This window comes from Mycolicibacter terrae (genome assembly GCF_010727125.1).
Lineage (GTDB): Bacteria > Actinomycetota > Actinomycetes > Mycobacteriales > Mycobacteriaceae > Mycobacterium > Mycobacterium terrae.
On sequence record NZ_AP022564.1, the window covers coordinates 3,718,709 to 3,740,779 of the forward strand.

At 69.2% G+C, this 22,071-nt stretch carries 24 protein-coding genes; 6 read left to right on the forward strand and 18 right to left on the reverse strand.

The window, feature by feature from the left end:
• Nucleotides 1-8 precede the first annotated feature (8 nt).
• The 9 genes from G6N23_RS17630 to G6N23_RS17670 all read right to left on the reverse strand — a co-directional run bounded on the left by G6N23_RS17630 (nucleotide 9) and on the right by G6N23_RS17670 (nucleotide 7,828).
• Nucleotides 9-299 (reverse strand): hypothetical protein, encoded by a 291-nt coding sequence (locus tag G6N23_RS17630; RefSeq protein WP_085260869.1) that lies wholly within the window; start codon nucleotides 297-299, stop codon nucleotides 9-11.
• Nucleotides 293-847 (reverse strand): transport-regulating membrane protein Mce1N, encoded by a 555-nt coding sequence (locus G6N23_RS17635; protein WP_085260868.1) that lies wholly within the window; start codon nucleotides 845-847, stop codon nucleotides 293-295. Before G6N23_RS17635 ends, G6N23_RS17630 begins: the two co-directional genes overlap by 7 nt.
• Before the next feature lie 61 nt (nucleotides 848-908).
• Nucleotides 909-1,913, reverse strand: a complete 1,005-nt coding sequence (locus G6N23_RS17640) for a PHP domain-containing protein (RefSeq protein ID WP_085260867.1) — start codon at nucleotides 1,911-1,913, stop codon at nucleotides 909-911.
• Nucleotides 1,914-1,958: 45 nt separating this feature from the next.
• Nucleotides 1,959-2,399, reverse strand: a complete 441-nt coding sequence (locus G6N23_RS17645; protein WP_085260866.1) for a hypothetical protein — start codon at nucleotides 2,397-2,399, stop codon at nucleotides 1,959-1,961.
• Complete coding sequence (gene hemB, locus G6N23_RS17650) at nucleotides 2,396-3,376, reverse strand: porphobilinogen synthase (protein ID WP_085260865.1); 981 nt, start codon at nucleotides 3,374-3,376, stop codon at nucleotides 2,396-2,398. Before hemB ends, G6N23_RS17645 begins: the two co-directional genes overlap by 4 nt.
• 4 nt (nucleotides 3,377-3,380) lie before the next feature.
• Nucleotides 3,381-5,126 carry a bifunctional uroporphyrinogen-III C-methyltransferase/uroporphyrinogen-III synthase gene (locus tag G6N23_RS17655; protein ID WP_085260864.1) on the reverse strand — a complete coding sequence of 582 codons (1,746 nt, stop codon included), beginning with the start codon at nucleotides 5,124-5,126 and terminating at the stop codon, nucleotides 3,381-3,383.
• Between the two features lie 43 nt (nucleotides 5,127-5,169).
• Nucleotides 5,170-6,105: a hydroxymethylbilane synthase gene (gene hemC / locus G6N23_RS17660; RefSeq protein WP_085260863.1), complete on the reverse strand. Its 936-nt coding sequence runs from the start codon at nucleotides 6,103-6,105 to the stop codon at nucleotides 5,170-5,172.
• A gap of 5 nt (nucleotides 6,106-6,110) precedes the next feature.
• Nucleotides 6,111-7,490: a glutamyl-tRNA reductase gene (locus tag G6N23_RS17665; protein WP_085260862.1), complete on the reverse strand. Its 1,380-nt coding sequence runs from the start codon at nucleotides 7,488-7,490 to the stop codon at nucleotides 6,111-6,113.
• Between the two features lie 62 nt (nucleotides 7,491-7,552).
• The gene (locus G6N23_RS17670) at nucleotides 7,553-7,828 is read right to left on the reverse strand and encodes a glutaredoxin family protein (RefSeq protein ID WP_085260861.1); all 276 of its coding nucleotides are present in this window, start codon (nucleotides 7,826-7,828) and stop codon (nucleotides 7,553-7,555) included.
• A gap of 36 nt (nucleotides 7,829-7,864) precedes the next feature.
• Here G6N23_RS17670 and G6N23_RS17675 point away from each other — a divergent pair, with 36 nt between their 5' ends.
• Genes G6N23_RS17675 through G6N23_RS17685 form a run of 3 tightly spaced genes read left to right on the forward strand, consistent with a single transcriptional unit; the run spans nucleotide 7,865 to nucleotide 9,863 of the window.
• Nucleotides 7,865-8,323, forward strand: a complete 459-nt coding sequence (locus tag G6N23_RS17675) for a nuclear transport factor 2 family protein (RefSeq protein ID WP_085260922.1) — start codon at nucleotides 7,865-7,867, stop codon at nucleotides 8,321-8,323.
• A 53-nt stretch (nucleotides 8,324-8,376) separates the two neighbouring features.
• Nucleotides 8,377-9,282, forward strand: coding sequence for an HAD family hydrolase (locus tag G6N23_RS17680; protein WP_173675003.1), 906 nt, complete (start codon nucleotides 8,377-8,379; stop codon nucleotides 9,280-9,282).
• A gap of 59 nt (nucleotides 9,283-9,341) precedes the next feature.
• Entirely contained in the window at nucleotides 9,342-9,863 is a 522-nt protein-coding gene (locus G6N23_RS17685; RefSeq protein WP_085260860.1) for an FAS1-like dehydratase domain-containing protein, read from the forward strand.
• A gap of 120 nt (nucleotides 9,864-9,983) precedes the next feature.
• Here G6N23_RS17685 and G6N23_RS17690 read toward each other — a convergent pair whose 3' ends face one another.
• From G6N23_RS17690 to G6N23_RS17730, 9 genes are all read right to left on the reverse strand, one after another.
• Complete coding sequence (locus G6N23_RS17690; protein ID WP_085260859.1) at nucleotides 9,984-11,015, reverse strand: lysophospholipid acyltransferase family protein; 1,032 nt, start codon at nucleotides 11,013-11,015, stop codon at nucleotides 9,984-9,986.
• 4 nt (nucleotides 11,016-11,019) lie between these two features.
• On the reverse strand, nucleotides 11,020-12,135 hold the full coding sequence (locus tag G6N23_RS17695) for an SDR family oxidoreductase (protein WP_085260858.1): 1,116 nt from the start codon (nucleotides 12,133-12,135) through the stop codon (nucleotides 11,020-11,022).
• Between the two features lie 86 nt (nucleotides 12,136-12,221).
• Nucleotides 12,222-12,323: a 30S ribosomal protein bS22 gene (locus G6N23_RS17700; protein WP_003402602.1), complete on the reverse strand. Its 102-nt coding sequence runs from the start codon at nucleotides 12,321-12,323 to the stop codon at nucleotides 12,222-12,224.
• Between the two features lie 185 nt (nucleotides 12,324-12,508).
• Nucleotides 12,509-12,766: a helix-turn-helix domain-containing protein gene (locus G6N23_RS17705; RefSeq protein WP_064923002.1), complete on the reverse strand. Its 258-nt coding sequence runs from the start codon at nucleotides 12,764-12,766 to the stop codon at nucleotides 12,509-12,511.
• A 139-nt stretch (nucleotides 12,767-12,905) separates the two neighbouring features.
• Complete coding sequence (gene proC / locus G6N23_RS17710; protein WP_085260857.1) at nucleotides 12,906-13,760, reverse strand: pyrroline-5-carboxylate reductase; 855 nt, start codon at nucleotides 13,758-13,760, stop codon at nucleotides 12,906-12,908.
• A gap of 46 nt (nucleotides 13,761-13,806) precedes the next feature.
• Nucleotides 13,807-14,637, reverse strand: a complete 831-nt coding sequence (locus tag G6N23_RS17715) for a thioesterase family protein (RefSeq protein WP_085260856.1) — start codon at nucleotides 14,635-14,637, stop codon at nucleotides 13,807-13,809.
• 33 nt (nucleotides 14,638-14,670) lie between these two features.
• Nucleotides 14,671-15,513, reverse strand: a complete 843-nt coding sequence (locus G6N23_RS17720) for a sugar phosphate isomerase/epimerase family protein (RefSeq protein ID WP_085260855.1) — start codon at nucleotides 15,511-15,513, stop codon at nucleotides 14,671-14,673.
• A gap of 17 nt (nucleotides 15,514-15,530) precedes the next feature.
• Nucleotides 15,531-16,601 carry an Rv0497 family membrane protein gene (locus G6N23_RS17725; RefSeq protein ID WP_085260854.1) on the reverse strand — a complete coding sequence of 357 codons (1,071 nt, stop codon included), beginning with the start codon at nucleotides 16,599-16,601 and terminating at the stop codon, nucleotides 15,531-15,533.
• The gene (locus G6N23_RS17730) at nucleotides 16,598-17,596 is read right to left on the reverse strand and encodes a Ppx/GppA family phosphatase (RefSeq protein WP_085260853.1); all 999 of its coding nucleotides are present in this window, start codon (nucleotides 17,594-17,596) and stop codon (nucleotides 16,598-16,600) included. Before G6N23_RS17730 ends, G6N23_RS17725 begins: the two co-directional genes overlap by 4 nt.
• Before the next feature lie 71 nt (nucleotides 17,597-17,667).
• Between G6N23_RS17730 and G6N23_RS17735 the strand changes: the two genes are divergently transcribed.
• From G6N23_RS17735 to G6N23_RS17745, 3 genes are all read left to right on the forward strand, one after another.
• A complete protein-coding gene (locus G6N23_RS17735; RefSeq protein WP_085260852.1) occupies nucleotides 17,668-18,498 on the forward strand; it encodes a DUF3109 family protein in 831 nt (276 codons plus the stop codon).
• A gap of 256 nt (nucleotides 18,499-18,754) precedes the next feature.
• Nucleotides 18,755-19,546 carry an ABC transporter ATP-binding protein gene (locus tag G6N23_RS17740; protein ID WP_234808596.1) on the forward strand — a complete coding sequence of 264 codons (792 nt, stop codon included), beginning with the start codon at nucleotides 18,755-18,757 and terminating at the stop codon, nucleotides 19,544-19,546.
• Between the two features lie 116 nt (nucleotides 19,547-19,662).
• Nucleotides 19,663-22,068 (forward strand): FtsX-like permease family protein, encoded by a 2,406-nt coding sequence (locus tag G6N23_RS17745; protein WP_234808595.1) that lies wholly within the window; start codon nucleotides 19,663-19,665, stop codon nucleotides 22,066-22,068.
• Nucleotides 22,069-22,071 lie beyond the last annotated feature (3 nt).

Below are 22,071 nucleotides of genomic sequence, written 5' to 3' on the forward strand. Positions count from 1 at the left end.
GGTGGTGATCACCCCGCCGATGATACCCCCACCGGGTATATGGACCCGGATCGGCGGCGGGCCCTGCGCAGCCGGGCGGCACCCACCACCGCCAGCACGCCGGCGGCCGTGGCCAACAGCAGCGCCAGCAGCAACATCCGGGGGTGGTACGTCACCGAGGTGGTGGCCGGCTCACCGTCGATCACCGGGGCGACCAGCACCAGGTAGCGAACGTTCAGCCAGCTCGCCGCGCAACCCACCGCAGCGGCCCCGGCCAGGATCAGCTCGGCGATCGCCCGGAGGATCGGGGCCCTCACCATGACGATTCTTCGGCATCGCCGTCGAGGTCGGGTCGGGTCAGCTCGCCGGGTGGGACCGCCTGCGGGATGAGCTCGTTCAGCGCCGCCCGCAGCCTGCGGTGATCACGCGCCCAGGCCTGCACCGTGCGGCGCCCCTTCAGGCGCAGCCCGATGCCCGTCCGGCGGCGCGGTACCCCGCTCAGCTCGCCCAGCGCCCGAGCCTCCTGCCACTTCTCCGGTGGCGGTTTGCCCCACCCGGTGGGCCGCTTGGCCTCGGGGTAGATCATCACGATGTCGGCGATCTTGAGGGTTTCGGTGCCCTGCCGCAGGGTGTTCTCGGTCAACTCGACGGAGGTGTGGATGCGGGCCGCCTTCACCTGGACGGCCAGCATGGTGGAGACCAGCCCCATCAGGACGAGGGGAATCACCGGCTGGAACCCGTAGCCGCCGGAGTTCTGGATCAGCATCAGCAGTACCGCCGCGACCGGGCCGAACAGCACCCAGTACCAGCTGGCGCCGTGTTCGAAGAACAGCGGTGCGGGTTGCGCGGTCGGCTCGGGTTCAGACATGTCGGGTCAGCCTAACGCGGCGCCGCTACCCGAAAAACCGGTGGTTCTTTCACCAGAGCTCTCAGGCCGTCGTCCAGACCAGCAGCTCCTCGACCGGCCAGGTGTTGACGATCCGCTCGGTCGCAATCTCGGCGTCAAGCGCGCGCTGGGCGCCGAAGCCGAGGAAGTCGAGCTGCCCGGGAGCATGCGCGTCGGTGTCGATGCTGAACAGACACCCCAACTCGTGGGCGAGATGCAGCAGTCGGGTTGGTGGGTCCCGTCGTTCCGGGCGGCAGTTGATCTCCACCGCGGTGTTGTGCTCGCGGCAGGCGGTGAACACCGCCTCAGCGTCGAACTGCGACTCCGGCCGCCGACCGCGCCCACCGGTCACCAGCCGCCCGGTGCAGTGCCCGAGTACGTTGACCCGCGGATCGGAGACCGCGCGCACCATCCGCCGCGTCATCGCGCCCGACTCCATCGCCAGCTTGGAGTGCACACTGGCAACCACGATGTCGAGTCGCTCCAGTAACTCCGGTTCCTGATCCAGGCTGCCGTCGTCGAGGATGTCGACCTCGATGCCGGTCAGGATCCGCAGCGGCGCAAACCGCTCCCGCAGCCCGTCGATCACCTCGAGTTGGTAGCGCAGCCGCTGCGGCGAGAGCCCGTTGGCGATGGTCAGCCGCGGGGAATGATCGGTCAGCGCGCAGTAGTCATGCCCCAGCGCCGCCGCGGTGGTCATCATCTCCTCGATCGGCGCTGAGCCGTCCGACCAGTCCGAATGCAGATGCAGGTCGCCGCGCAACGCCGCGCGCAACACCCCACCACCCAGATCCGCCGCCTCGCCGCGCAACCGCACCAGGGTTTCGGGCTCAACCCCGGCCCAGGCCTGTGCGATCACCGCGGCGGTCTTCGGTCCGATACCCGGCAGGGACTGCCAGCTCTCGGCCAGGCCATGGCGGCGCCGCTCGTCGTCACCCAGGGCCTCGATGACGTCGGCGGCGCGGCGATAAGCCATCACCCGGCGCGGGTCCTCGCGGGCCCGGTCCTTGTAGAACGCGATCTGGCGCAGTGCCTCCACCGGATCCATCAGCCCAGTCTGCCGTCGGTGACGGGGCGCCAGCGGCTGAACCGGCTACCGGGTGAAGTACTCCTGGGCGTCGGCGCGGTGCAGCAGATAAGTCCCCGCGGCGATCAGCACCGAACCGACGATGCCGGTGACGGCGACGGTGACCGCGACCGCCGGGCGGGCGTCGGCGTGCGACAGGCCGCTCACCGCGTACACCACCGAGGCGATCCCGCCGCCGGTCAACCCGGTGCGGGCCCAGCGGTACCCGGAGCGCATCAGCATCAGGAACGTCGCCACCACGACGACCACCACCAGTGCGGTCAGCCCCACCATCGGGTAAGTCACCGGCAGCTCGGCGATCTCCGGCGACGCCAGCAGGCCTACCACGTATCCGGTGGTCATCAACGGCAGCGCGGCCAGCCACAGCCAGAACCCGGTGTCGACGTCCGCCGGACGGGCGGGCCGGGTCGCGGCCGGTGACTGCGACGCGATCTCCGGCCCGGTCACTTCAGCCAGCCGGCCGCTTCGGCCGCCCAGTAGCTCAGCACGATGTCGGCCCCGGCGCGCCGGATGCCGACCAGCGACTCGAGTGCGGCCGCCCGCCCGTCGATCCAGCCGTTGGCGGCCGCCGCCGCGATCATCGCGTACTCCCCGGAGACCTGGTAGGCGGCGAGCGGAACCGGGGACACCGCGGCCGCGGCCGCGATCACGTCCAGGTAGCCCATGGCGGGCTTGACCATCACGATGTCGGCGCCCTCGGCGAGGTCGAGGGTGACCTCACGCAGTGCCTCGCGGGCGTTGCCGGGCTCCTGCTGATACGTGCGGCGGTCCCCCTCCAGACTGGACGCGACGGCCTCACGGAACGGGCCGTAGAACGCCGAAGCGAACTTCGCCGCGTAGGCCAGGATCACGGTGTCGCTGCGCCCCGCGGCGTCCAGCCCGTCACGGATAGCGGCGACCTGGCCATCCATCATGCCGCTCGGGCTCACCACGTGGGCACCGGAATCCGCCTGTGCCACAGCAAGTTCCACGTATCGCTTCAGGGTGGTGTCGTTATCGACCCGGCCCCGTTCGTCGAGCACCCCGCAGTGGCCGTGGTCGGTGAATTCGTCCAGGCAGGTGTCGGCCATCAACACGGTGGCATCACCGAGGTCGGCGGCCAGGTCGCGCAGCGCGATGTTGAGGATCCCGTCGGGGTCGGTGCCCGCTGAACCTGCGCTGTCCTTGTCGGCCTCCGCGGGAACCCCGAACAGCATCAGCCCACCCACTCCGGCGGCCACCGCGTCGGCGGCCGCGGAGCGCAGCGAATCGCGGGTGTGCTGAACCACGCCGGGCATGGAGGCTATCGGCCTGGGCTCGTCGATGCCGTCGGCGACGAACATCGGCAGCACCAGATGCCGTGGCTCCAGCGAGGTTTGCGCCGCCAGGCGGCGCAGCGCCGGCGTGGACCGCAGCCGGCGCGGACGCTGCCGCGGAAAGGCCATGCGGTTAGCGCCTGCGGCTCTTCTTACGCGGCGGCGGCAAGGCGCCCTCGGCCCGCAGCCGGGCGGCGTGCTCGGCCAGCGCGTCGACCAGCGGACCCACCGCAGCCGTCTCGGGCTGCACGTCGACCCGCAGCCCGAATTCGGCTGCCGTCTCGGCCGTCTTGGGGCCGATGCAGGCCACGATGGTCCGGGCGTGCGGCTTGCCGGCGATGCCGACCAGGTTGCGCACCGTGGAACTCGAGGTGAAGCACACCGCGTCGAACCCGCCGGTCTTGATCATCTCCCGGATGGTCGCCGGCGGCGGGGCGGCCCGCACCGTGCGGTAGGCCGTGACGTCCTCGATCTCCCAGCCCCGCTCGCGCAGACCCTCGGCCAGCGTCTCGGTGGCGATGTCGGCGCGCGGCAGCAACACCCGGTTGACCGGATCGAAAACGTCGTCATACGGCGGGAATTCGTCGAGCAGGCCCAGCGAGGACTGCTCCCCGGAGGGCACCAGCTCAGGACTGATCCCGAACGCTCGGACCCGCTCCGCGGTGGCCTCACCGACGCAGGCGATCTTCACTCCGGAGAACGCGCGGGCGTCCAGACCGAACTCACCGAACTTCTCCCACACCGCGCGCACCGCGTTGGTCGAGGTGAACACCACCCACTGGTAGCGGCCGTCCACCAAACCCTTGACGGCCCTTTCCATCTGGGCCGGGCTCCGCGGCGGTTCCACGGCGATGGTGGGCACCTCCACCGGCAGGGCACCGTGGGAGACCAGCCGATCGCTCATCTCCCCGGCCTGGTCCTTGGTGCGCGGCACCAGAACCGTCCAGCCGTACAGGGCACGGCTCTCCCACCAGTTCAGCTTGGACCGGTGGTTCACCGTCTTGCCGATGGTCACCACCAGCGTCCCGGCGGTGGTCTCCTGACCATTGGGCAGGATGACCGGGTCGATACCGGCCAGCGCCGCGGGCTCGGTCAACCCGCTGAGACTGGACTCGATCGAGCGCTGCGCACAGGTGGTGCCCGACGTGGTGACCACGCACGGGGTGGAATCCGAGAGCCCGTACTCGATCAGGGTGCGGGCCGCCTCCGGCAGGTGCGAGGTGGTGGCCTGCAGGATCAGCGGGCCCGGGGCGGCGGCCAGAGCGGCCCAATCCACCTGCGGGTCGCGGACGTCGGCCACGGTGTGCGACGAGCCGAGCGGCAGGCCGGCGTAGGTGGGCACCGCGCTGGTGGCCGGCAGGCCCGGCACGATCTCGAACGTCACGTTGGTGCGGGCAACCGCGTTGACCTCGGTGATGACGGCGTCGACCGACAGTGGGTCGCCGGCCACCAGTCGCACCACGTCGGCGCCGGACCGCGCCTCGGCGATCAGGATCTTGGCCACCTCGGCCGGTTCGCCCAGCGCCGGGCGGATGTCGGGCCCACCCGGGACGGTCGTCGCAGCGTCATCGATGTCGGAGGCCCCGGAGGCCTCGGAGGCGTCGGAAGCGTCGGCGGCGTCGTCGGCGTCGTCGTGGGCCTTCTCCGCCTTGTCGGCCTTGGGGTCCGGCGGCACCGGCCCGGCGATCGGCGGCAGGTCGGTACCGACCAGCCCCAGCACCGCCTCGGGCACGTCGGGGTCGATGAACACCAGCGCGGCATTCGTCAGCGCCGTCCGCGCCCGCGTCGTCAGCAGACCCGGGTCGCCGGGACCCGAGCCGACGAACACGATGCGGCCCGGCTTGGGCTTCTGCCCTCGCACGCTCACTTGGCGAGCCATTCCCTACTCCCAGTCACTTCAGCCACTCCGAGCGCGGCTGTCTTCACCGCGCGTCCGACATCAGCTCGCGCGCACCCAACTCGAACAGTTCCCCCGCGACCGACACGCCCAGTTCCCGGGCTCGGTCCGGACTGCCGATGCCGGACGCGCGGATCACGTCGGATCCGTCCAGCGCCGCCACACAACCGCGCAGCGACAGCTCGTCGAAGACTCGGCCGTCCTCATCGATGGACTCGACCACCTCGGCGATCGCGCCCACCGGTGCGGAACAACCCGCCTCCAGTTCGGCGAGCAGGGTCCGCTCGGCGGTGACCGCACGGCGGGTGTCGGTGTCATCCAACTCCGCCAGCAACACCGCCAGTGCGGTATCGCCGGCGCGACACTCCACCGCCAGTGCACCTTGGGCCGGAGCCGGCAACATCTGCACCGGTTCCAGCGTCTCGGTGACCGCGTCGAGGCGTCCCAGTCGGGCCAAACCCGCCCGGGCTACCACGATGGCGTCGAGTTCGCCGCTGCTTACCCTGTTCAACCTGGTATCTAGGTTGCCTCGTAGGGGGCGAATTTCCAAACCGAGACCCAATGCTCTAAGCTGTGCGGCCCGCCGGGGCGACGAAGTGCCCACCACCGCCCCCGCCGGCAGCTCTCCCAGCACCAGCCCGTCGCGCGCCACCAGCGCGTCCCGGGGGTCCTCGCGGGGCGGAATCGCGGCCAGCAGGAAACGTGGATCCTCCGCCGTAGGCAGGTCCTTGTGCGAGTGCACCGCGGCATCGACCCGGCCGTCGGCGATGGCCTCGCGCAGCGCGGCGGTGAAGACTCCCACCCCCAGGTCGGCGATCGGGCCCGACGAACGGTCCCCGACGGTGCTGATCTTGACCAGTTCCGCGGGGTGTCCGGCCGCCACCAAGGCGTCGCGAACGGTCCCGGCCTGAGTGGTGGCCAGCAAGCTGGCCCGGGTACCGATACGGATTACTTCACCCAAAACGTCTACCCGGCCGACCCGGTTTCGGCGCCGACGTCCAGTCCGTTCGGCACCACTGGCAATTCACCGGCGGTCGCGACCGCGTCCACGGCGGTCGGATCGAGCTCGAAGAGCTCGCGAAGCGCTTCGGCGTAGCTGTCACCGCCGGGCGAGCTGGCCAGCTGTTTGACCCGCACGGTGGGGGCATGCAGCAGCTTGTCCACGACGCGGTGCACGGTGCGCGCCACCTCCTCGCGCTGCGCGGTGTCCAGATCCGGCAGCCGGTGATCCAGCCGCAGCAACTCGGCGGTGACCACGTCGGCGGCACGCTGGCGCAGCGCGGTCACGGTCGGGGTGACCTCGGCCATCCGCTGTCCGGCCAGGTAGGTGGCAACCTCGCGGGCCACGATGCCGTGCGCGGCGTCGGTGTCGGAGCTGGCGACCTGCGCCGACGGCTCGCGCTGGATCCGTTGCATGTCGATGACGTGCACCCCGGGCAGCCCGGCGACCGCGGCGTCGACGTCTCGCGGCATGCCCAGATCACAGATCACCAGCGGCTGGGTCGCCTCGTCGCGGTCTCCGTCGGCGAGTGCGTGGTGCACGTCGGCCAGCGACACGACCGGGCTCACCGCCCCGGTGCAGCACACCACGACGTCGGCGTCGGCCAGGGTCGCCGCCATCCGGTCCAGGGCGACGGCTTCGGCGGCGACGCCACCGTCGCGGACCTTGCGAGCCAGGCGCTGGGCGCGCGACAGCGAGCGGTTGACCACATGAATGCGTTCCACACCGGCTCGCGCCAGGTGCGCCGCGGACAGCGCACCCATCGATCCGGCGCCGATCACCACCGCGGACCGTCCCTGTAATCCGTTGTCGCCCAGTTGTTTGTCGGCGATTCCCAGGGCCACCGACACCACCGAGGCGCCGGCGGCGTCGATCCCGGTTTCCGAGTGCACCCGCTTGCCCACCGACAGCGCCCGCTGCGCCAGTTCGTGCAGCACCCGGCCGACGGTGTTGTTGGCCTCGGCGGAGGCGTAGGCCCGGCGCACCTGCCCCAGCACCTGCTGTTCGCCGACGACCGCCGAGTCCAGACCGCTGGCCACCGAGAACAGATGCTCGACGGCGGCCTCGCTGTAGCGGACATAGGCGTATTTGGTCAGGTCGGTCATCGACATGCCGGAGTGTTCGGAAAGCACCTGCCCGATCGCCGACAGCCCGGCGTGGAACGCCTCGACGACGGCGTAGATCTCGACCCGGTTGCAGGTCGACAGGATCATCGCCTCGGTGACGAGCGGCGATTCCAGCACCTGCTCGACGATCTTGGCCTGATCGGATTCAGCGGTGCTGAGCTGCTCGAGTACCGAGACGGGGGCACTGCGATGCGAGACCCCGAAGAGCAGGACGCTCACGGCAATATCACCTGGTCCGCTCCTTGCTGTCACCCGTGAACAAACTTCACTCCACGGTAAGGCTAAAGCGCTGGCCCACCAAATTCGGCGAGATCGGCGCGCAGCCTGGCCTCGTCGACCTCCCAATAGCTGTGCTCGCGCCCGTCGAGCAGTACCACCGGCAACCGGTCGCCGAATTCCGCGCGCGGGGCGCTGTCACCGGCCGCTGCGGCGGCGTCGACGTCGACTGCGTGCAGGTCGAACCCCAGCTCAGTGGCCAGCTGCGTCAGCTGGGCGTGCACCTGGACGCAGACCGGACAACCGTCGCGGGTCAGCAGCTGCACCTGATGGCGGGTCATGAGTTCAGTGTGGCGCAGGGTCGCTATGTTTTCGATATGGCCAGCGGAAGTGCGGTGTCGATCACGAACCTGCTGTACCGCTACGCCGAGTTGATGGACGCCGGTGACCTGGAGTCGGCCGCGGCGTTGTTCACCCACGCCCGGATCAAGGCCGACGCCGAGGGCACCGCCGTCCTCGACAGCGCCGAGCTGCTGGCGCTATGGCGCGGGCTGGTCAAGATCCACCCGGACGGCACCCCGCGCACCAAACACGTCGTCACCAACCCGATCCTCGACATCGACGAGGAGGCCGGCACCGCGACCTGCCGGTCCTACTACACCGTGCTGCAACAGAGCGACGCCGTGCCGCTGCAGGTGGTTGCCGCCGGCCGCTATCACGACGAGTTCGAGCGGGTCGACGGCGTCTGGCGGTTCAGTTTCCGGGATTATTCGATGCTGGAGCTCACCGGAGATTTGCGCGATCACCTGCGGGTCTTCGGGGGCGGGTCCGGTTAGGGTTGATGGCGGCCGGACGACCGGCCGTCAGCACGCAGCGGAAGGAGCCGGTGATGGCTTTGCCCGGCCCTACCGACGGGGATTCCGCAGCGGGCGCCGATCTGGAGTCGCCGGCCGGCGGGGATTTCGCAGCGAGCGCCGAGCGGGCGCTGGCCGACGTGGGCGAGGCCGCCACGCCCGCCCCGGTCGACCTGACCGCAGCCGCGTTCTTCGACGTCGACAACACCCTGGTGCAGGGCTCCTCGATGGTGCATTTCGGGCGCGGGCTGGCCGCCCGCAACTACTTCACCTACCGCGACGTCATCGGGTTCCTCTACGCCCAGGCCAAGTTCCAGCTGACCGGCCGGGAGAACAGCGACGATGTCGCGGCCGGCCGGCGCAAGGCGCTGGCGTTCATCGAGGGGCGGCCGGTGTCCGAGCTGGTGGAGTTGGGCGAGGAGATCTACGACGAGATCATCGCCGACAAGATCTGGCCCGGCACCCGCGAGCTGGCCCAGATGCATCTCGACGCCGGCCAGCAGGTGTGGCTGGTCACCGCCACCCCCTACGAGTTGGCCGAGACCATCGCCCGGCGGCTAGGGCTGACGGGCGCACTGGGCACCGTCGCCGAATCGATCGACGGGGTGTTCACCGGCCGGCTGGTCGGCGAGATCCTGCACGGGCCCGGCAAGGCCCACGCGGTGCGCTCGCTGGCCATTCGGGAGGGGCTGAACCTGCGGCGCTGCACCGCCTACTCCGACAGCTTCAACGACGTGCCGATGCTGTCGCTGGTCGGCACCGCGGTGGCGATCAACCCGGATGCCGCGCTGCGGGAGATGGCGCGCAAGCGCGGCTGGGAGATCCGCGACTTCCGCACCGCGCGGCGGGCGGCGCGTATCGGTGTGCCCTCGGCGCTGGCGCTGGGGGCCGTCGGCGGGGCCCTGGCTGCGGCCGTGGCGCACCGGAACGAGCGCCCGTAGCCCGCACGCTGATAAGCTTCCGCCGCCGAACACCACGGCGAGCGGAGGGGTAGACCGGCATGGCAGTACACACCGAGTCCCAGGGGATCATCGGCACGCACTACCGGTTTCCGGACTACTTCGAGGTCGGCCGGGAGAAGATCCGGGAGTTCGCCCGCTCGGTCAAGGATGAACACCCCGCCCACTTCGATGAGGACGCCGCCGCCGCGACCGGGCATCCCGGCCTGATCGCGTCACTGACGTTCCTGGCGGTCGCCGGGCGCCAGGTACAGCTGGAGATCTTCGAGAAGTTCGACATCCCGATCAACATCGCCCGGGTGCTGCACCGCGACCAGAAGTTCACCTTCCACCGGCCGATCATGGCCGGGGACAAGCTGTACTTCGACACCTACCTGGACTCGGTGATCGAGTCCCACGGCACGGTGGTCAGCGAGGTCCGCAGCGAAGTCACCGACGCCGAGGGCAAGCCGGTGGTGACCAGCGTCGTCACCATGCTCGGCGAGTCGGTCAACCAGGACGCCGACACCGAGGCGGCGACGATCGCCGCCATCGAGGCGATGCGCAACCGCAGCAAGCAGTAGGCGACAATCCGTTCGGCGAGCGTGCGCAGTTGTACGCCCGTCAGCGGCGTGTCGTGGGCAAACACGCACGCTCGCGCCGATTGGGGCTCGCGCCGATTGGGGCGCCCGCCGGTTTGGGCGTCAGCCGAAGAACATGTTGCGGCGGCCGGCCAACACCCGGTACAGCGTCTGCTGAATCGTCTCGCGCACCTGGTCGGTCAGCTCGAAGGTGACCATCGGGTCGTCGGCGGCGCCGGCCTCGTAGCCGGTGGTCTCGATCGGCTCGCCGAAGGTGATGTGCCACTTCGACGGCAGCGGCACCAGACCGGCGGGACCGGCCAGCGGGAACAGCGGGGTGATCGGGAAGTAGGGCACACCGAGCAGCCGGGCCAACAGCTTGACATCGGCGATCATCGGGTAGATCTCCTCGGAGCCGACAATCGAGCACGGCACGATCGGTGCCCCGGTGTGCAGCGCGGCCGACACGAAGCCCCCGCGACCGAACCGCTGCAGCTTGTAGCGGTCCTTGAACCGCTTGCCCAGGCCCTTGTAGCCCTCCGGGAACACCGCCGTCAGCTCGCCGGCCGCCAGCAACCGGTGCGCGTCGACGGTGCAGGCCATGGTGTGGCCCGCCTTGCGCGCGGCCGGCCCGATCAGCGGCAGGTCAAACACCAGGTCCGCGCCGAGCATCCGCAGGTCGCGATGGGACGGGTGGTGGTCGTGCACCGCCACCGAGAGCATCAGCGCATCCATCGGCAGCACACCGGCGTGGTTGGCCACCACCAGCGCCGGGCCGGCGGCCGGAAGGTTCTCGATGCCGCTGACCTCGACCCGGAACCACTCGTTGAAGAAGAACCGCAGCAACGGCAGCGCGATGGCCTCGTTGAAGTGCGGATCGAATCCGAACTCGTCGACCTGGTAGTCCCCGGTGACCCGCTCCCGCAGGAACCCGACGACGGCGGCCACCCGCCGGGCGAATTCGCCCTGGGCCGGTTCGGCCTCGGCGCCCGAAGCCCCCGCGGCGGAGCGGCGCTCATCGATCTCGCGGATGACCGCGGCGATCTGCTCGGTCGAGGCCCGCTCGTTGGATCCGGCCAGCGTCGACGGGTGCCGACGGGCAGATCCCGAATTTTTGTGCAGCGGAATGACTTTGGCTTTTGCATCACCAGCCATAAAGCTAACCTCCCCGCACCCTGTTGAAACTGATGTCGCCCAGTCGTTGAGCCGCACTCACCGTGCGCCGCTCCATCGACTCCACCCAGCTGGGGTCGATGATCGGATTGAGACCGCGCCCCCGCACGTAGTCGTCGAATGCCTCGGCAGTGGTCCACTTCGTGCTGTACCCGAGCTCGGTTCGCATTCTAGTCGTATCCATCACGCGACCAAAGCTGAGATAGTTCAGCTGCTCCCGGTTGATCTCGGTGTAATTGTTCGCCCGCCGCAGCGAATCCAGCGCCCACAGGCCCAGCCCGGGTAGCGGCAACGGGATCCGGCCCGAGCGGCGGATCGCCTGCGACATCATGATGATGCCGTAGGCGCCGACGTTGAAGGTTCCCGCCTTACCGGCCATGGTGGCCCGTTCCAGGGCGCCCAGCGCATCCTGCTCGTGCAGCAGCTGCAGGCGGGCGTCGCGGCCCAGCACCATCGGCACCAGCGGGCCGTCGAGATAGCGCGACAGCGCGGTGTCCATGGCCGGGCCGATCATGTTGGCCATCCGCAGGATGGTGACCGCGACGTCCGGCCGGCGCCGGCCCAACCCGCGGGCGTAGCCCTCGATGTCGATGCTGTCGCGGGGGAACCCCTGAGTGGGCGGCCGATGGCTGGTGCTGTCCTCGGTGAACAGGACCGGGTCACGCGAGCAGGAGCCGTAGACCTCCGACGTCGACTTGAGCACCACCCGGCGCACCGAAGGCGCCTTCTGGCAGGCAGCGAACAACTGCATGGCGCCCATCACGTTGAGCTCCTTCAGCGCCGCCGCGCCGCCGGTGCGCGGCACATACGACGCCGCTGCCGCGTGCACCACGGTGTCGACCTCGCTGTTTCGAATCACCTTGGCGATAAAGGGATTGCGAATGTCGGCGCGGACGAATTCGGCGCGTCCCATCCGGCGCAGCATGTTTTTGCTCGGCATCACCGCATCCACCGCGATCACCCGGTTGATCAAGGGGTTCTGCGTGAGCCTGGCGGTCAGAAAGCCGCCCAGAAACCGGCATGCGCCGGTGACCAACACGACCTTGGGGTAGTGCCGGACGTCGCTTCGCGTGCTGTCGCTCGGGGGGCCGGCCTCGTCCACTCCGCAAGCCTAACGGCCACCGGAGAAAAGCAATACCGGCGATCGGCCGTCCCCGGCCGGCGCGGAGGCCGGGGGGCCCGGCGGGGTTACTTACCGAGTTTTCTGCGCTGGACCCGGGTACGGCGAAGCAGCTTGCGGTGCTTCTTCTTCGACATGCGCTTGCGCCGCTTCTTGATGACTGAACCCATGAACTCCGCTATCTGCTTCTGCCCGCGCCGCCGGAGGGGCGCTGGGCGAACTTGCTCGACCCGGTCACTTTACCCGTAGGCGGGCGCCGGACAGAAAACCGGCACTTGAACGGACCCACAACACAGCCGACCCCGGGCGTCGCCGTGCGGCGACGCCCGGGGGGCGCTTACCTGTCGAGCGGCGGTCAGCCCGCGTCGAAGAAGGAGGTCTCCAACAGGTCGTGCACTGCCTTGGCGTGCACCCGAAAGGACCGTCCCACCCGTACCGCGGGCAGCTCGCCGTTGTGCACCAGGCGGTACACCGTCATCTTGCTGACCCGCATCAGCGCAGCCACCTCGGCCACGGTGAGAAATTGTGTCCGACCCGCGTCGGCAGCGCCGGCATCCCGTGCCGCCCTGCCGCCAGCCGAGTCTCGTGCCGAAGGCCCGTTCGCAGACGTCATCGTTACCCATTTCAATCAGGCACGTGCAGCCCCAGCGGCTTCCCCTCCGCTGCGTCCACACGCACAGACATAGAGGAGAATAGCGGGACGAATGGGGTTCCTGCGACGGGTGAGAGGCAATATGTGAAAAATAAGTGAATTACTCGGATGTAATTCTTAGCTGCTCAGAGCATGTTTTTGCGGCCTGAACCGCCCGATCGACCGAGGTCCGCAGGCCACCGGCCTCCAGTTCCCGCAGCGCGGCCGCGGTGGTCCCCCCCGGGGACGTCACCATCGCTCTCAGCTGTGCCGGGGCGGTGTCGATGACCGCGGTACCCGCCGTCTCGCTGCGCTCGTCCAACAACATCTGCGCCGCCCCTGCCATGGTCTGCACGGCCAGATCGGTGGCCGCCTGCCGGCTCAGCCCGGCCGCCACCCCGGCATCCACCAGCGCCTCCACCATCAAGAAGAAGTAGGCCGGCCCGGAGCCCGACACCGCGGTGACCGCGTCCAGCTGTTCTTCCGGAACGATCGCCACCGTGCCGACGCATTCGAACAGCGCGGCCACCTGCTCGACCTGCTCGCTGCTGGCGAACCGGCCCTTGGCCAGCGCGCTGGCCCCCGCGCCGACCTTGACCGGGGTGTTGGGCATCACCCGGATCACCGCGGCTCCCGCCGGCAGCTTGGACTCCACGTAGCCGGTGGTGACACCGGCCACGATCGACACCAAGACCTGCTCGGGGCTGTCACCGGAGGCGGCGGTGACGTTCTTGGCGAACTCGGCGACCACGGAGTCGACGTCCTGCGGCTTGACCGCGACGACCACGATGGACGCGTTCTCCATCGCGTCGGCGACCGAGGTCACCAGCACCGAATACTTCTCGGAGAGCTGGCGGACCCGGTCACCGAACCGCTCGGCGACCACCAGGTCCTTGACCGGGCGCCCCGCCGCCAGCAAGCCCGCCAGCAGCGCTTCGCCCATGTTGCCGCCGCCGATGATCGCGATTCTGGCCATGGCGACAGCATGGCAGATGCGCCCCTTGGGCACCCCCGGGGACGCGCTAGCGGGCGGGAACCATCGCCAGTTGTCGGGACTGCACCACGATCCGGCCCTCGCAGTCGACCACGGTGTGGTCCTCGTCGAACCAGTCCTGACCGATCTGCACGCAGCTGCAGATCACCCGCAGCCAACCGTCGGCCGGGATGGCCCGCAGGTAAGCGGTGAGCTGCACCGTGGGCGCCCAGCCATTGCGATCGACGGCGAAGGTCACCGGCGCCGACACATCGCCGCACAGCAGCGCGAACAGCACGTCTGGTGCGGCGTCTTTGGGGCGCACCCACATCTCGATCACCGGCGGGCCGCCATCGGAGCGCGGGCCGAGCGTGGTCAGCGCCGGCCGGATATCGCAGCCGTGCGCAAGGTGCACGATGTGTTCCATCGGATGGCCCGGACCGATCGGCTCCAAGCCGGGCGGCGGCTCCGGCGTCATCAACGGCACCACCGGGTTGAACGACAGCAGTGGCGGCGCGTGGTGCTCCGGCTCGCCCAGCGTGACGACGGCGCGCACCGCGGTGCGCTCGCCCTGGTTGAGTTCGACGTCGACGAGGCTGACCCGGCGGCCGCGCTTGCGGATGGTGGTCGACAACTGCATCGGTCCGGGGTCGGGCGCCCACAGATAGCTGGCGGACACCGCGACCGGCTGCAGCGCATCCGAAGGGGCGCCACACGCCAAGCGGGCGGCGTTGGCGCACAACGCCAGCATCGCGCCACCGTGCACCTTCGGTCCGATGGTCCAGTGCTCGTTCAGCTCCCCGGCAAACGACGCGACATGCTCGTCACCGTCGAGGCGCACCAGGGCCATGGCATCGGTGAACAGCGTGGATGAGGTCACGCGGGGGCTCCTTGGGTCTCAGCGATCCGTCGATCAGCGCAGCAGGTGCGTGCGTGCGAACTGTAGCGACTCGATCAACAACGCCTCGCGCTCGTGCGGCGAGCGCGCCTGCGAGGTGGTGACCTCCAGCACCACGTGCCCGGTGAAGTCGCCGGCGGCCAACAGGTGGCACACCTCGACCGTGGGCTGATCGCCGCGCCCGGGCACCAGATGCTCGTCGGCCGGCAGCCCGGTGCCGTCGCACAGATGCAGGTGCGTCAGGCCCGACCCCATCCGGCGGGCCATCTCCAGGGCGTCGGTGCCGGCCGTCGCGGTGTGCGACAGGTCCAGGGTGAAGTGCGCGTGTCCGCCGTCGAGCGGATCGTAGGACGGCGCGAACGCCGAGATCCCGGTGCCGGGGCCGCCGCCGCGGCGGCGCATCCGCTCGCGGGACTGATCGGCGCCGAAGAACCGGTCGGTGCGGAACGGGAACATGTTCTCCACCGCCACGGCCACGTCGCTGGTGGCCTCCAGCTCGGCGACCTGATCGCTGAATCCCTCGGCGTAGCGCCGCTGCCAGCGGAACGGCGGATGCACCACGACGGTCTGGGCCTCCAGCCGTTCGGCGGCCCGGACGCTGCGTTCCAGCTTGTGGATCGGGTTGGCGCCCCAGACCCGTTGCGAGATCAGCAGACACGGCGCGTGCACCGACAGCACCGGTACCCGGTACTTCTGCGACAGCCGTCGCACCGCGCCGATGTCCTGGCTGACCGACTCCCCCCACACCATCAGCTCGACGCCGTCGTAGCCGAGCCGGGCGGCGTACTCGAAGGCGGCCTCGGCCCGCAGAGGGTAGACCGAAGCCGTCGACAATCCGACCTTGATGGCGGGGCGCACGAACTAATAGTGACCGGCTAATTGGCGTGCAACGCCAGCGGCCCCAGGGTGACCAGCAGCCCGACCGCCACCGCGATCAAGGTGCTGACGATGTCGACGGTCTTGCGGACGGCCTGTACCGCGGCCACCAGGCCGAGCGTGACCAAAACGGTGAGCACCAGCGCCACGATGCTGTTCCACCGCCACAGCTGGTCGAAGACGATGAACAGTCCGCCTCCGAACGCCACCGCCAGCATCGACTGCAGCACCACCAGTGCCCCGCCGACCACTCCCGGCCGGCCGACGTACTCCTCGGCCTGCTCGGTTTCGGCGGCGTCGGCCTCCTCCGGGCCGGTGAAGCCGGCCTCGCCCCGATCGGCGGTGTCGGCGTCGAAGTCCGACCGGACCGACCGCTCGGGGCCGCCGACCTTGCTGAGGAAGGAGCGCACGTAGGCGGAGTCGCCGACCGGCAGGTCGGGGTCTCGCACCTCGGTGTCCATCACGTCGACTTCGATGTCGGTGTAGGTGTCGACCGGGTCGGGACGCATCCGTTCGGCGCCGGAGCCCGTCGGCCGGGTCTCGGCCGGGCGGCCGTTCTCCGCGACCGGCGGATCGGACCGGCGCATCGGCCGCGGGTAGGGACTTTGCTGCGGACCGTTACCGCGGGGGGGCTGCGGCGGGGATTTGGGCCAGCGCGGCTCGGGGACCGACCGCTGGATGAACTCCACCCGCTCGACGGGGCGCGGCCCGGTGTCGGGCCGGGTTTCCCGCTCGAGGGGACGTGGCCCGGCGGCCGGCCGGTCCTCGTCGACGAACCCGGGGGCCGGCCCGGTGAGCAATCCCCCGCTCGGCTCCCTGTCGGAGCGCTCGGAGCTCTCCGGCTCCGGCGACTCGGCCGGGGCGCTCTGCTCCGGGGGGTTCTCGTCGTCGCGGATGATGGGGATCTCGCCGGTCAGTTCCGCGACCGTGACCGCGTCGGCGTTGTTGCGCCTGCGCCGGCGACGCCCGGTGACCGGCGGCGAGCCGATCGTCCCGTTCTTGGCGAGCAGTTCGGCGACCGAGATCGGCCGCGTCTCGATATCGCGGGGATCAGGCTTGGGCCCAGTCATCGACGGTCTCCTTCCGCCGGCCCGGCCGCCGCCATGCCCATGGACGAGGATTGCAGCAGAGTGGCGCTGTCGGCTTCCCGGTCGAGCCGCCGCAGGATCAAGCCCTCCCGCAGTGCCCACGGGCAAATCTGAACCGTTTCGATCGACAGCGCTCGCATGCTCGCTTCCGCCACCAGGGCGCCCGCCACGATCTGCGGGGCCCGCTCGGCGCTCACCCCTTCCAATTCGGCACGATCGGCCGTGGTCATCCTAGAGATGAATGATATGAGCTGCCTAAGGCCGGCGGCGGTCAACGTGCGCCGCACCCGCGGCCCGGCGGCCGACGGCGCCGCCCCGGTGAGCCGGGCCAGCGAACGAAACGTCTTGGAGCTGGCGACCGCCAGGTCCGGCGGCCCGGCGTCGAGAACGGTCGCGGCCGCGCCGGCCAACTCGGTGTCCAGCCAGTCCCGCAGCATCGACACCCGGCGCCGCCCGGGCGGGTCTTCGGGCAGCCATTCCCGGGTGAGCCGGCCGGCACCCAGCGGCAGCGAGAGGGCCACCTGAGGCTCCTCGTCGAGACCGCTGGACAGTTCCAGCGAGCCGCCGCCGATGTCGAGGTTGATGATCCGCCCGGCGCTCCAGCCGAACCAGCGGCGCACCGCCAGGAACGTCAGGCGGGACTCGTCCTCGCCCTCCAGCACCTGCAGCTCGACGCCGGTCTCGGTGCGCACCCGCGCCAGCACGTCCTCGGAGTTCGACGCGTCCCGCACCGCCGAGGTGGCGAACGCCATCAGCTCCGCGCAGCCCGAACTTGCTGCGATCGTGGCGAACTCGCCGATCGTGGACACCAGCTTGTCGGCGCCGCGCCGGGTGATCTTGCCGGAGCTGTCGGTGGCCTCCGCCAGCCGTAACGTGGCTTTGGTCGAGCTCATCGGGGTCGGGTGACCGCCCCGGTGGGCATCGACCACCAGCAGATGGACGGTGTTGCTGCCGACGTCGAGCACGCCTAATCGCACGCACCCAACTTAATGGGGCGTGGCACCGGCAACGTGAGACAACGTGATTTTCTGGTCTAGCGTGGAGTTTTGTGACCCCCGCGCAACCAGCATCCCCCCGGCGTGAAGTCGGCCCGGACTTCCCCCGCGAATGGGTGGAGTTCTACGACCCGGACAACCCCGAGCACCTGATCGCCGCCGACCTGACCTGGCTGTTGTCCCGTTGGACGTGTGTGTTCGGCACGGCGGCCTGCCGGGGCATCGTGGCCGGCCGGCCCGACGACGGGTGCTGTTCGCACGGCGCGTTCCTGTGTGACGAAGACGACCGCGCCAAGCTCGACGACGCCGTCGCGCAGCTGACCGACGCCGACTGGCAGCTGCGGGACAAGGGTCTGGGCAAGAAGGGCTACCTCGAGTACGACGAGAACGACGGCGAGGAGCAACTGCGCACCCGGACTGTCAAGGGCGCCTGCATCTTTCTGAACCGGCCCGGGTTCGCCGGCGGCGCGGGCTGCGCGCTGCACATCAAGGCGGTCCGGCTGGGGGTGGAGCCGCTGACCATGAAGCCCGACGTGTGCTGGCAACTGCCGATCCGGCGCAGCCAGGAGTGGGTGACCCGCCCCGATGAGACCGAGATCCTCAAGACCACGATCACCGAGTTCGACCGGCGGGGCTGGGGCCCTGGAGGTGCGGATCTGCATTGGTACTGCACCGGCGATCCGGCGGCCCACGTCGGCGCCAGGCAGGTGTGGCAGAGCCTGGGACCGGAGCTCACCGAATTGCTGGGCGAAAAGGCCTACGCCGAGCTGGCGGCGATCTGCCAGCGGCGCAACGAACTCGGCCTGGTGGCCGTGCACCCGGCCACCGCCGCCGCCGGCCGATCCGAGCGGAGTGACGTCGATTTCGACGACCGGCTTCCATGAACGATTCACTGCAGGTCAGGACTTACTTCCGGCGAAACTCAGCTGCCGGCGTGCAACCATCTCGCCCCGGTAGGCCCACCCACCAGGGCCGTCAATGGTGTGCGGGGTCACCGACCAATGATTTTTGGCAAGGGACTCAGGTCGGTATGATCGGCAGCAGGCTCCCCGGTAGCGCGGCATCATCGGAGTGCGCAACGAACTGAGGAAATCGCCCTAAACGGGCATAATCGGCGTTTAGACAGCCCGCTGGAGATTCATGATCAGGACCGACATGCACACCGTGGAGCTCGACCATAACGGACAGACGCCGCCGGTCGTTCTTAGACCTCCCGTGGTCCTGGAAGCGCGCAAACTCAACAAACAGTTCGGTGCCGGCGATACGGCGACGCCGGTATTGCGGAACATCGATATCCAGATAACCCGCGGGGAATTCGTCGCCCTGGTCGGGCCGTCGGGGTCCGGCAAGTCGACGCTGCTGAGCATCCTCGGTCTGCTGGACATGCCGACCAGCGGCGATGTCCTCATCAACGGCCAAAGCGTTTCGCAGCTCTCCCGCCGGCAGTTGGCCGCCGTCCGATGTCAGACCCTCGGCTATGTCTTCCAGGCATTCAACCTTCTGGCGGGTCTGTCGGTCGTGGAGAACGTCATGCTCCCGGGCCTGCTGGCCGGGAAATCCGGGCGCTCCCAGCACGCCCATGCGATGAGCCTGCTGGACCAGGTCGGACTGGCCGCCAAATCCAAACGGGTGCCCTCTGAATTGTCCGGCGGCGAACAACAACGCGTGGCCGTTGCGCGAGCACTTTTCATGAAACCCGATGTCATTCTCGCCGATGAACCGACCGGCAATCTGGACACGCTTAATGGCCACCGGGTTATCGACGCCCTGTATAACCTTAATGCGGCGGGGCAGACAATTGTTCTGGTGACGCACGATCGGAAAATAGCCGACGACGCTCCTCGGCTTGTTTCCCTACTCGACGGTGAAATCGAAACCGACAGTGGAATAGTCCACGCGCCCAACAATGTGACATGGCTCGCGGAACATTAGCCGCGACTTTCGGCCTCCTGCGGATTATCAATTTCCGGGCCGTTCGTAAACACGCCTTCCGGGCCGCACTGGCAGCTTTCTCGCTCGGCGGCGGCGTCGCGGTCGTCGTGGCCGTCATGATCGAGGTCACCAGCGTCTCCAAGGCCGTCGACGATGTCGGCTACCAGATCGCCGGACCGGCTCCGTTGCGCGTGGTCGGTGCGGCAACCCGGGGCGGGATCAGCCCGGCGGTGGTCGACGACGCCCGCTCGGTGCCCGGAGTGGCGGCCGTGGTGCCGGTCATCCGCGGCGTGACGATGATCCGCGACGGTGGCGACAGTGGCAAGGAGAGCTTCGGGCTGGGCCTCGGGGTGGACTGCTCGGCGCAGTGGATCGTCGACCCCAAGGTCTGCCAGACCGGGCAGCAGGAACCCCCGCCGGCGATCTCGAGTTCCCTGGGCGACTCCCTGGACCCCTCGGCGACCCTGGTCACCGACGTCGGGCAGCTGTCGATGGACAAGTTCCAGCGGGTAGCCGACCTCGACAACGTCAACAACGGCCTGGTGGTGGTGCTCCCGCTGAGCATGGCCAAAGTGCAGTTCGCCCGCGGCGATCGGGTGGACATGGTGTACGTGACCCTGGCCAAGAACGCCGACGCCACCGAGGTTCAGCAGCGGCTGAAGACCACGCTCGGCCCGACCTACAGCGTGCAGCCCCGCAGTGAACCGGCGCGCGGCTACAACGTCAACGACGTGCTGTTGCCCCTGCTGGGCATCTTCGCGCTGATCTCGATCGGGGTCGGGGTCATCCTGATCACCCAGATCACCCGCCTCTCGGTCGAGGAACGCCGTCGCGAGATCGCGATCGCCTCCGCGCTGGGGGCATCACCGGCCTCGATCATGACCGGGTTCCTCAGCGAGGCCGCCCTGCTGGGCGCGGCGGGATCGGCGATGGGCGTGCTGACCGGCATCATCATCTCCGAACCGATCGTGGCCAGCGCGAGCGAGCTGACCGAACGCTTCGTCGGCGTCACCGTCCCGGTGGTGCTCAGACCGGTGATCCTGGTGGTCGGTGTCCTGGCCGGCATCGTGTTGGCGGTTCTGGCCGCCGTCGGCCCCGCCCTCTCGGCGTCCAACACCCCGATCGCGGCCGAGCTGTCCGGACGGGCGGCCCAGGAACAGACCACCCAGCGCAAGATCTGGTTCAAGGCGCTGCTGCTGCTGGCGATCGGGTTGTCCGGGGTGATCGCGGCCCGATTGGCCACGGTGTCCGGCGCGCTGGTGTCCTGGCAGGCCGCCATCGCCGACGCCGGCGCCGTGGTCGCGATCATCGGGCTGCTGCTGGCCACCGCGTACCTCAGTGCCCAGGCCATCACCAGCCTGCGGACGACGCCGAGCAAGTCACGCGGGGCGACGCTGACCATCGCCCTCAACGCGCTGCGCTCGGACCGCTCGCGCACCGCGGCGATCTCGGGCGCCATCGCGGTGCCCGTGGTGGTCGCGATCCTGCTTTCCGGCTTCCTGGTGGCGATTCACATCGGCGCGACCCGGGTCGCCGAATCGCAGTCCGACGGGCGCATTGCCATCACCACGACACGCTTCGCCGATTACGGGCCCATTGACGCCCGATTCGCCCCGCAGACGGTCAACAAACTCAACTCGGTGGCCGGCGTGGAAAAAATCGAGCGCATGGCTGAAATCGAGATCAGCCTCAAAGACGGGTCGCTGGCGCATATTCAGGCGCAGGACCGACCGACATTCCCGTTCGGATTACTCGCCGGGCAATCGCCGGAGGCGAGCCAGAAAGCCAATCAACTCGTCATCGGCAGCGTGCTTGCCCGAGAGAAAAATCTCCACATCGGTGACACTCTGGTATTTGGAAGTGGACTCGATGCGCAGGCCATGAGTATCGGCACGATTGTCGCCACGCCCGAATACGGCGGCCGCCGGATCTACATGCCGTACTCGATCGCCGAGCAGATCTACGGTCCGCAGCCCGCCGGCCTGATCTTCGCCACCCCGGCGTCGGGGTTCACCACCGAGCAGGTCATCGACAACATCGGGTCCGTCAAGTTCGACCAGCCGGTGAGCGCAGTGGACACCGCCGGCTACGCCTCGGAGATCGCGACCTCGATCGGCCGGTACCTCACGCCGCTGAACACCCTCAAGTACGGCCTGCTCGCCATCGCGTTCGTGTCGGTGCTGTCGACGCTGTTGCTGGTCGGCATCCGCCGTAAGCGCGAGGTGGCGCTGATCCAGGCGCTGGGCGCCACCCGGTTCCGGGTCTTCAGCATCACCACGGTGGAGGCCGTCGTCGCCGGTGCCGCCGGTGGGCTGTTCGGCGCGGTGCTGTCGATCGCCATCTCCGAAGCGGTTCGGCGAGCGGCCGTCGTCAACGTCGGCTTGATCACCCCGCTGGTGTTCCCCTGGTCCGACGCGCTGATGTATGCGGTGCTGGCCACCGTCGCCGCGGTCTTCGCGGCCATCATTCCCGCGTGGAAGTCCACCCGCTCCACCCCGGCGACCGAGCTTCGCGACGAGTGAAGG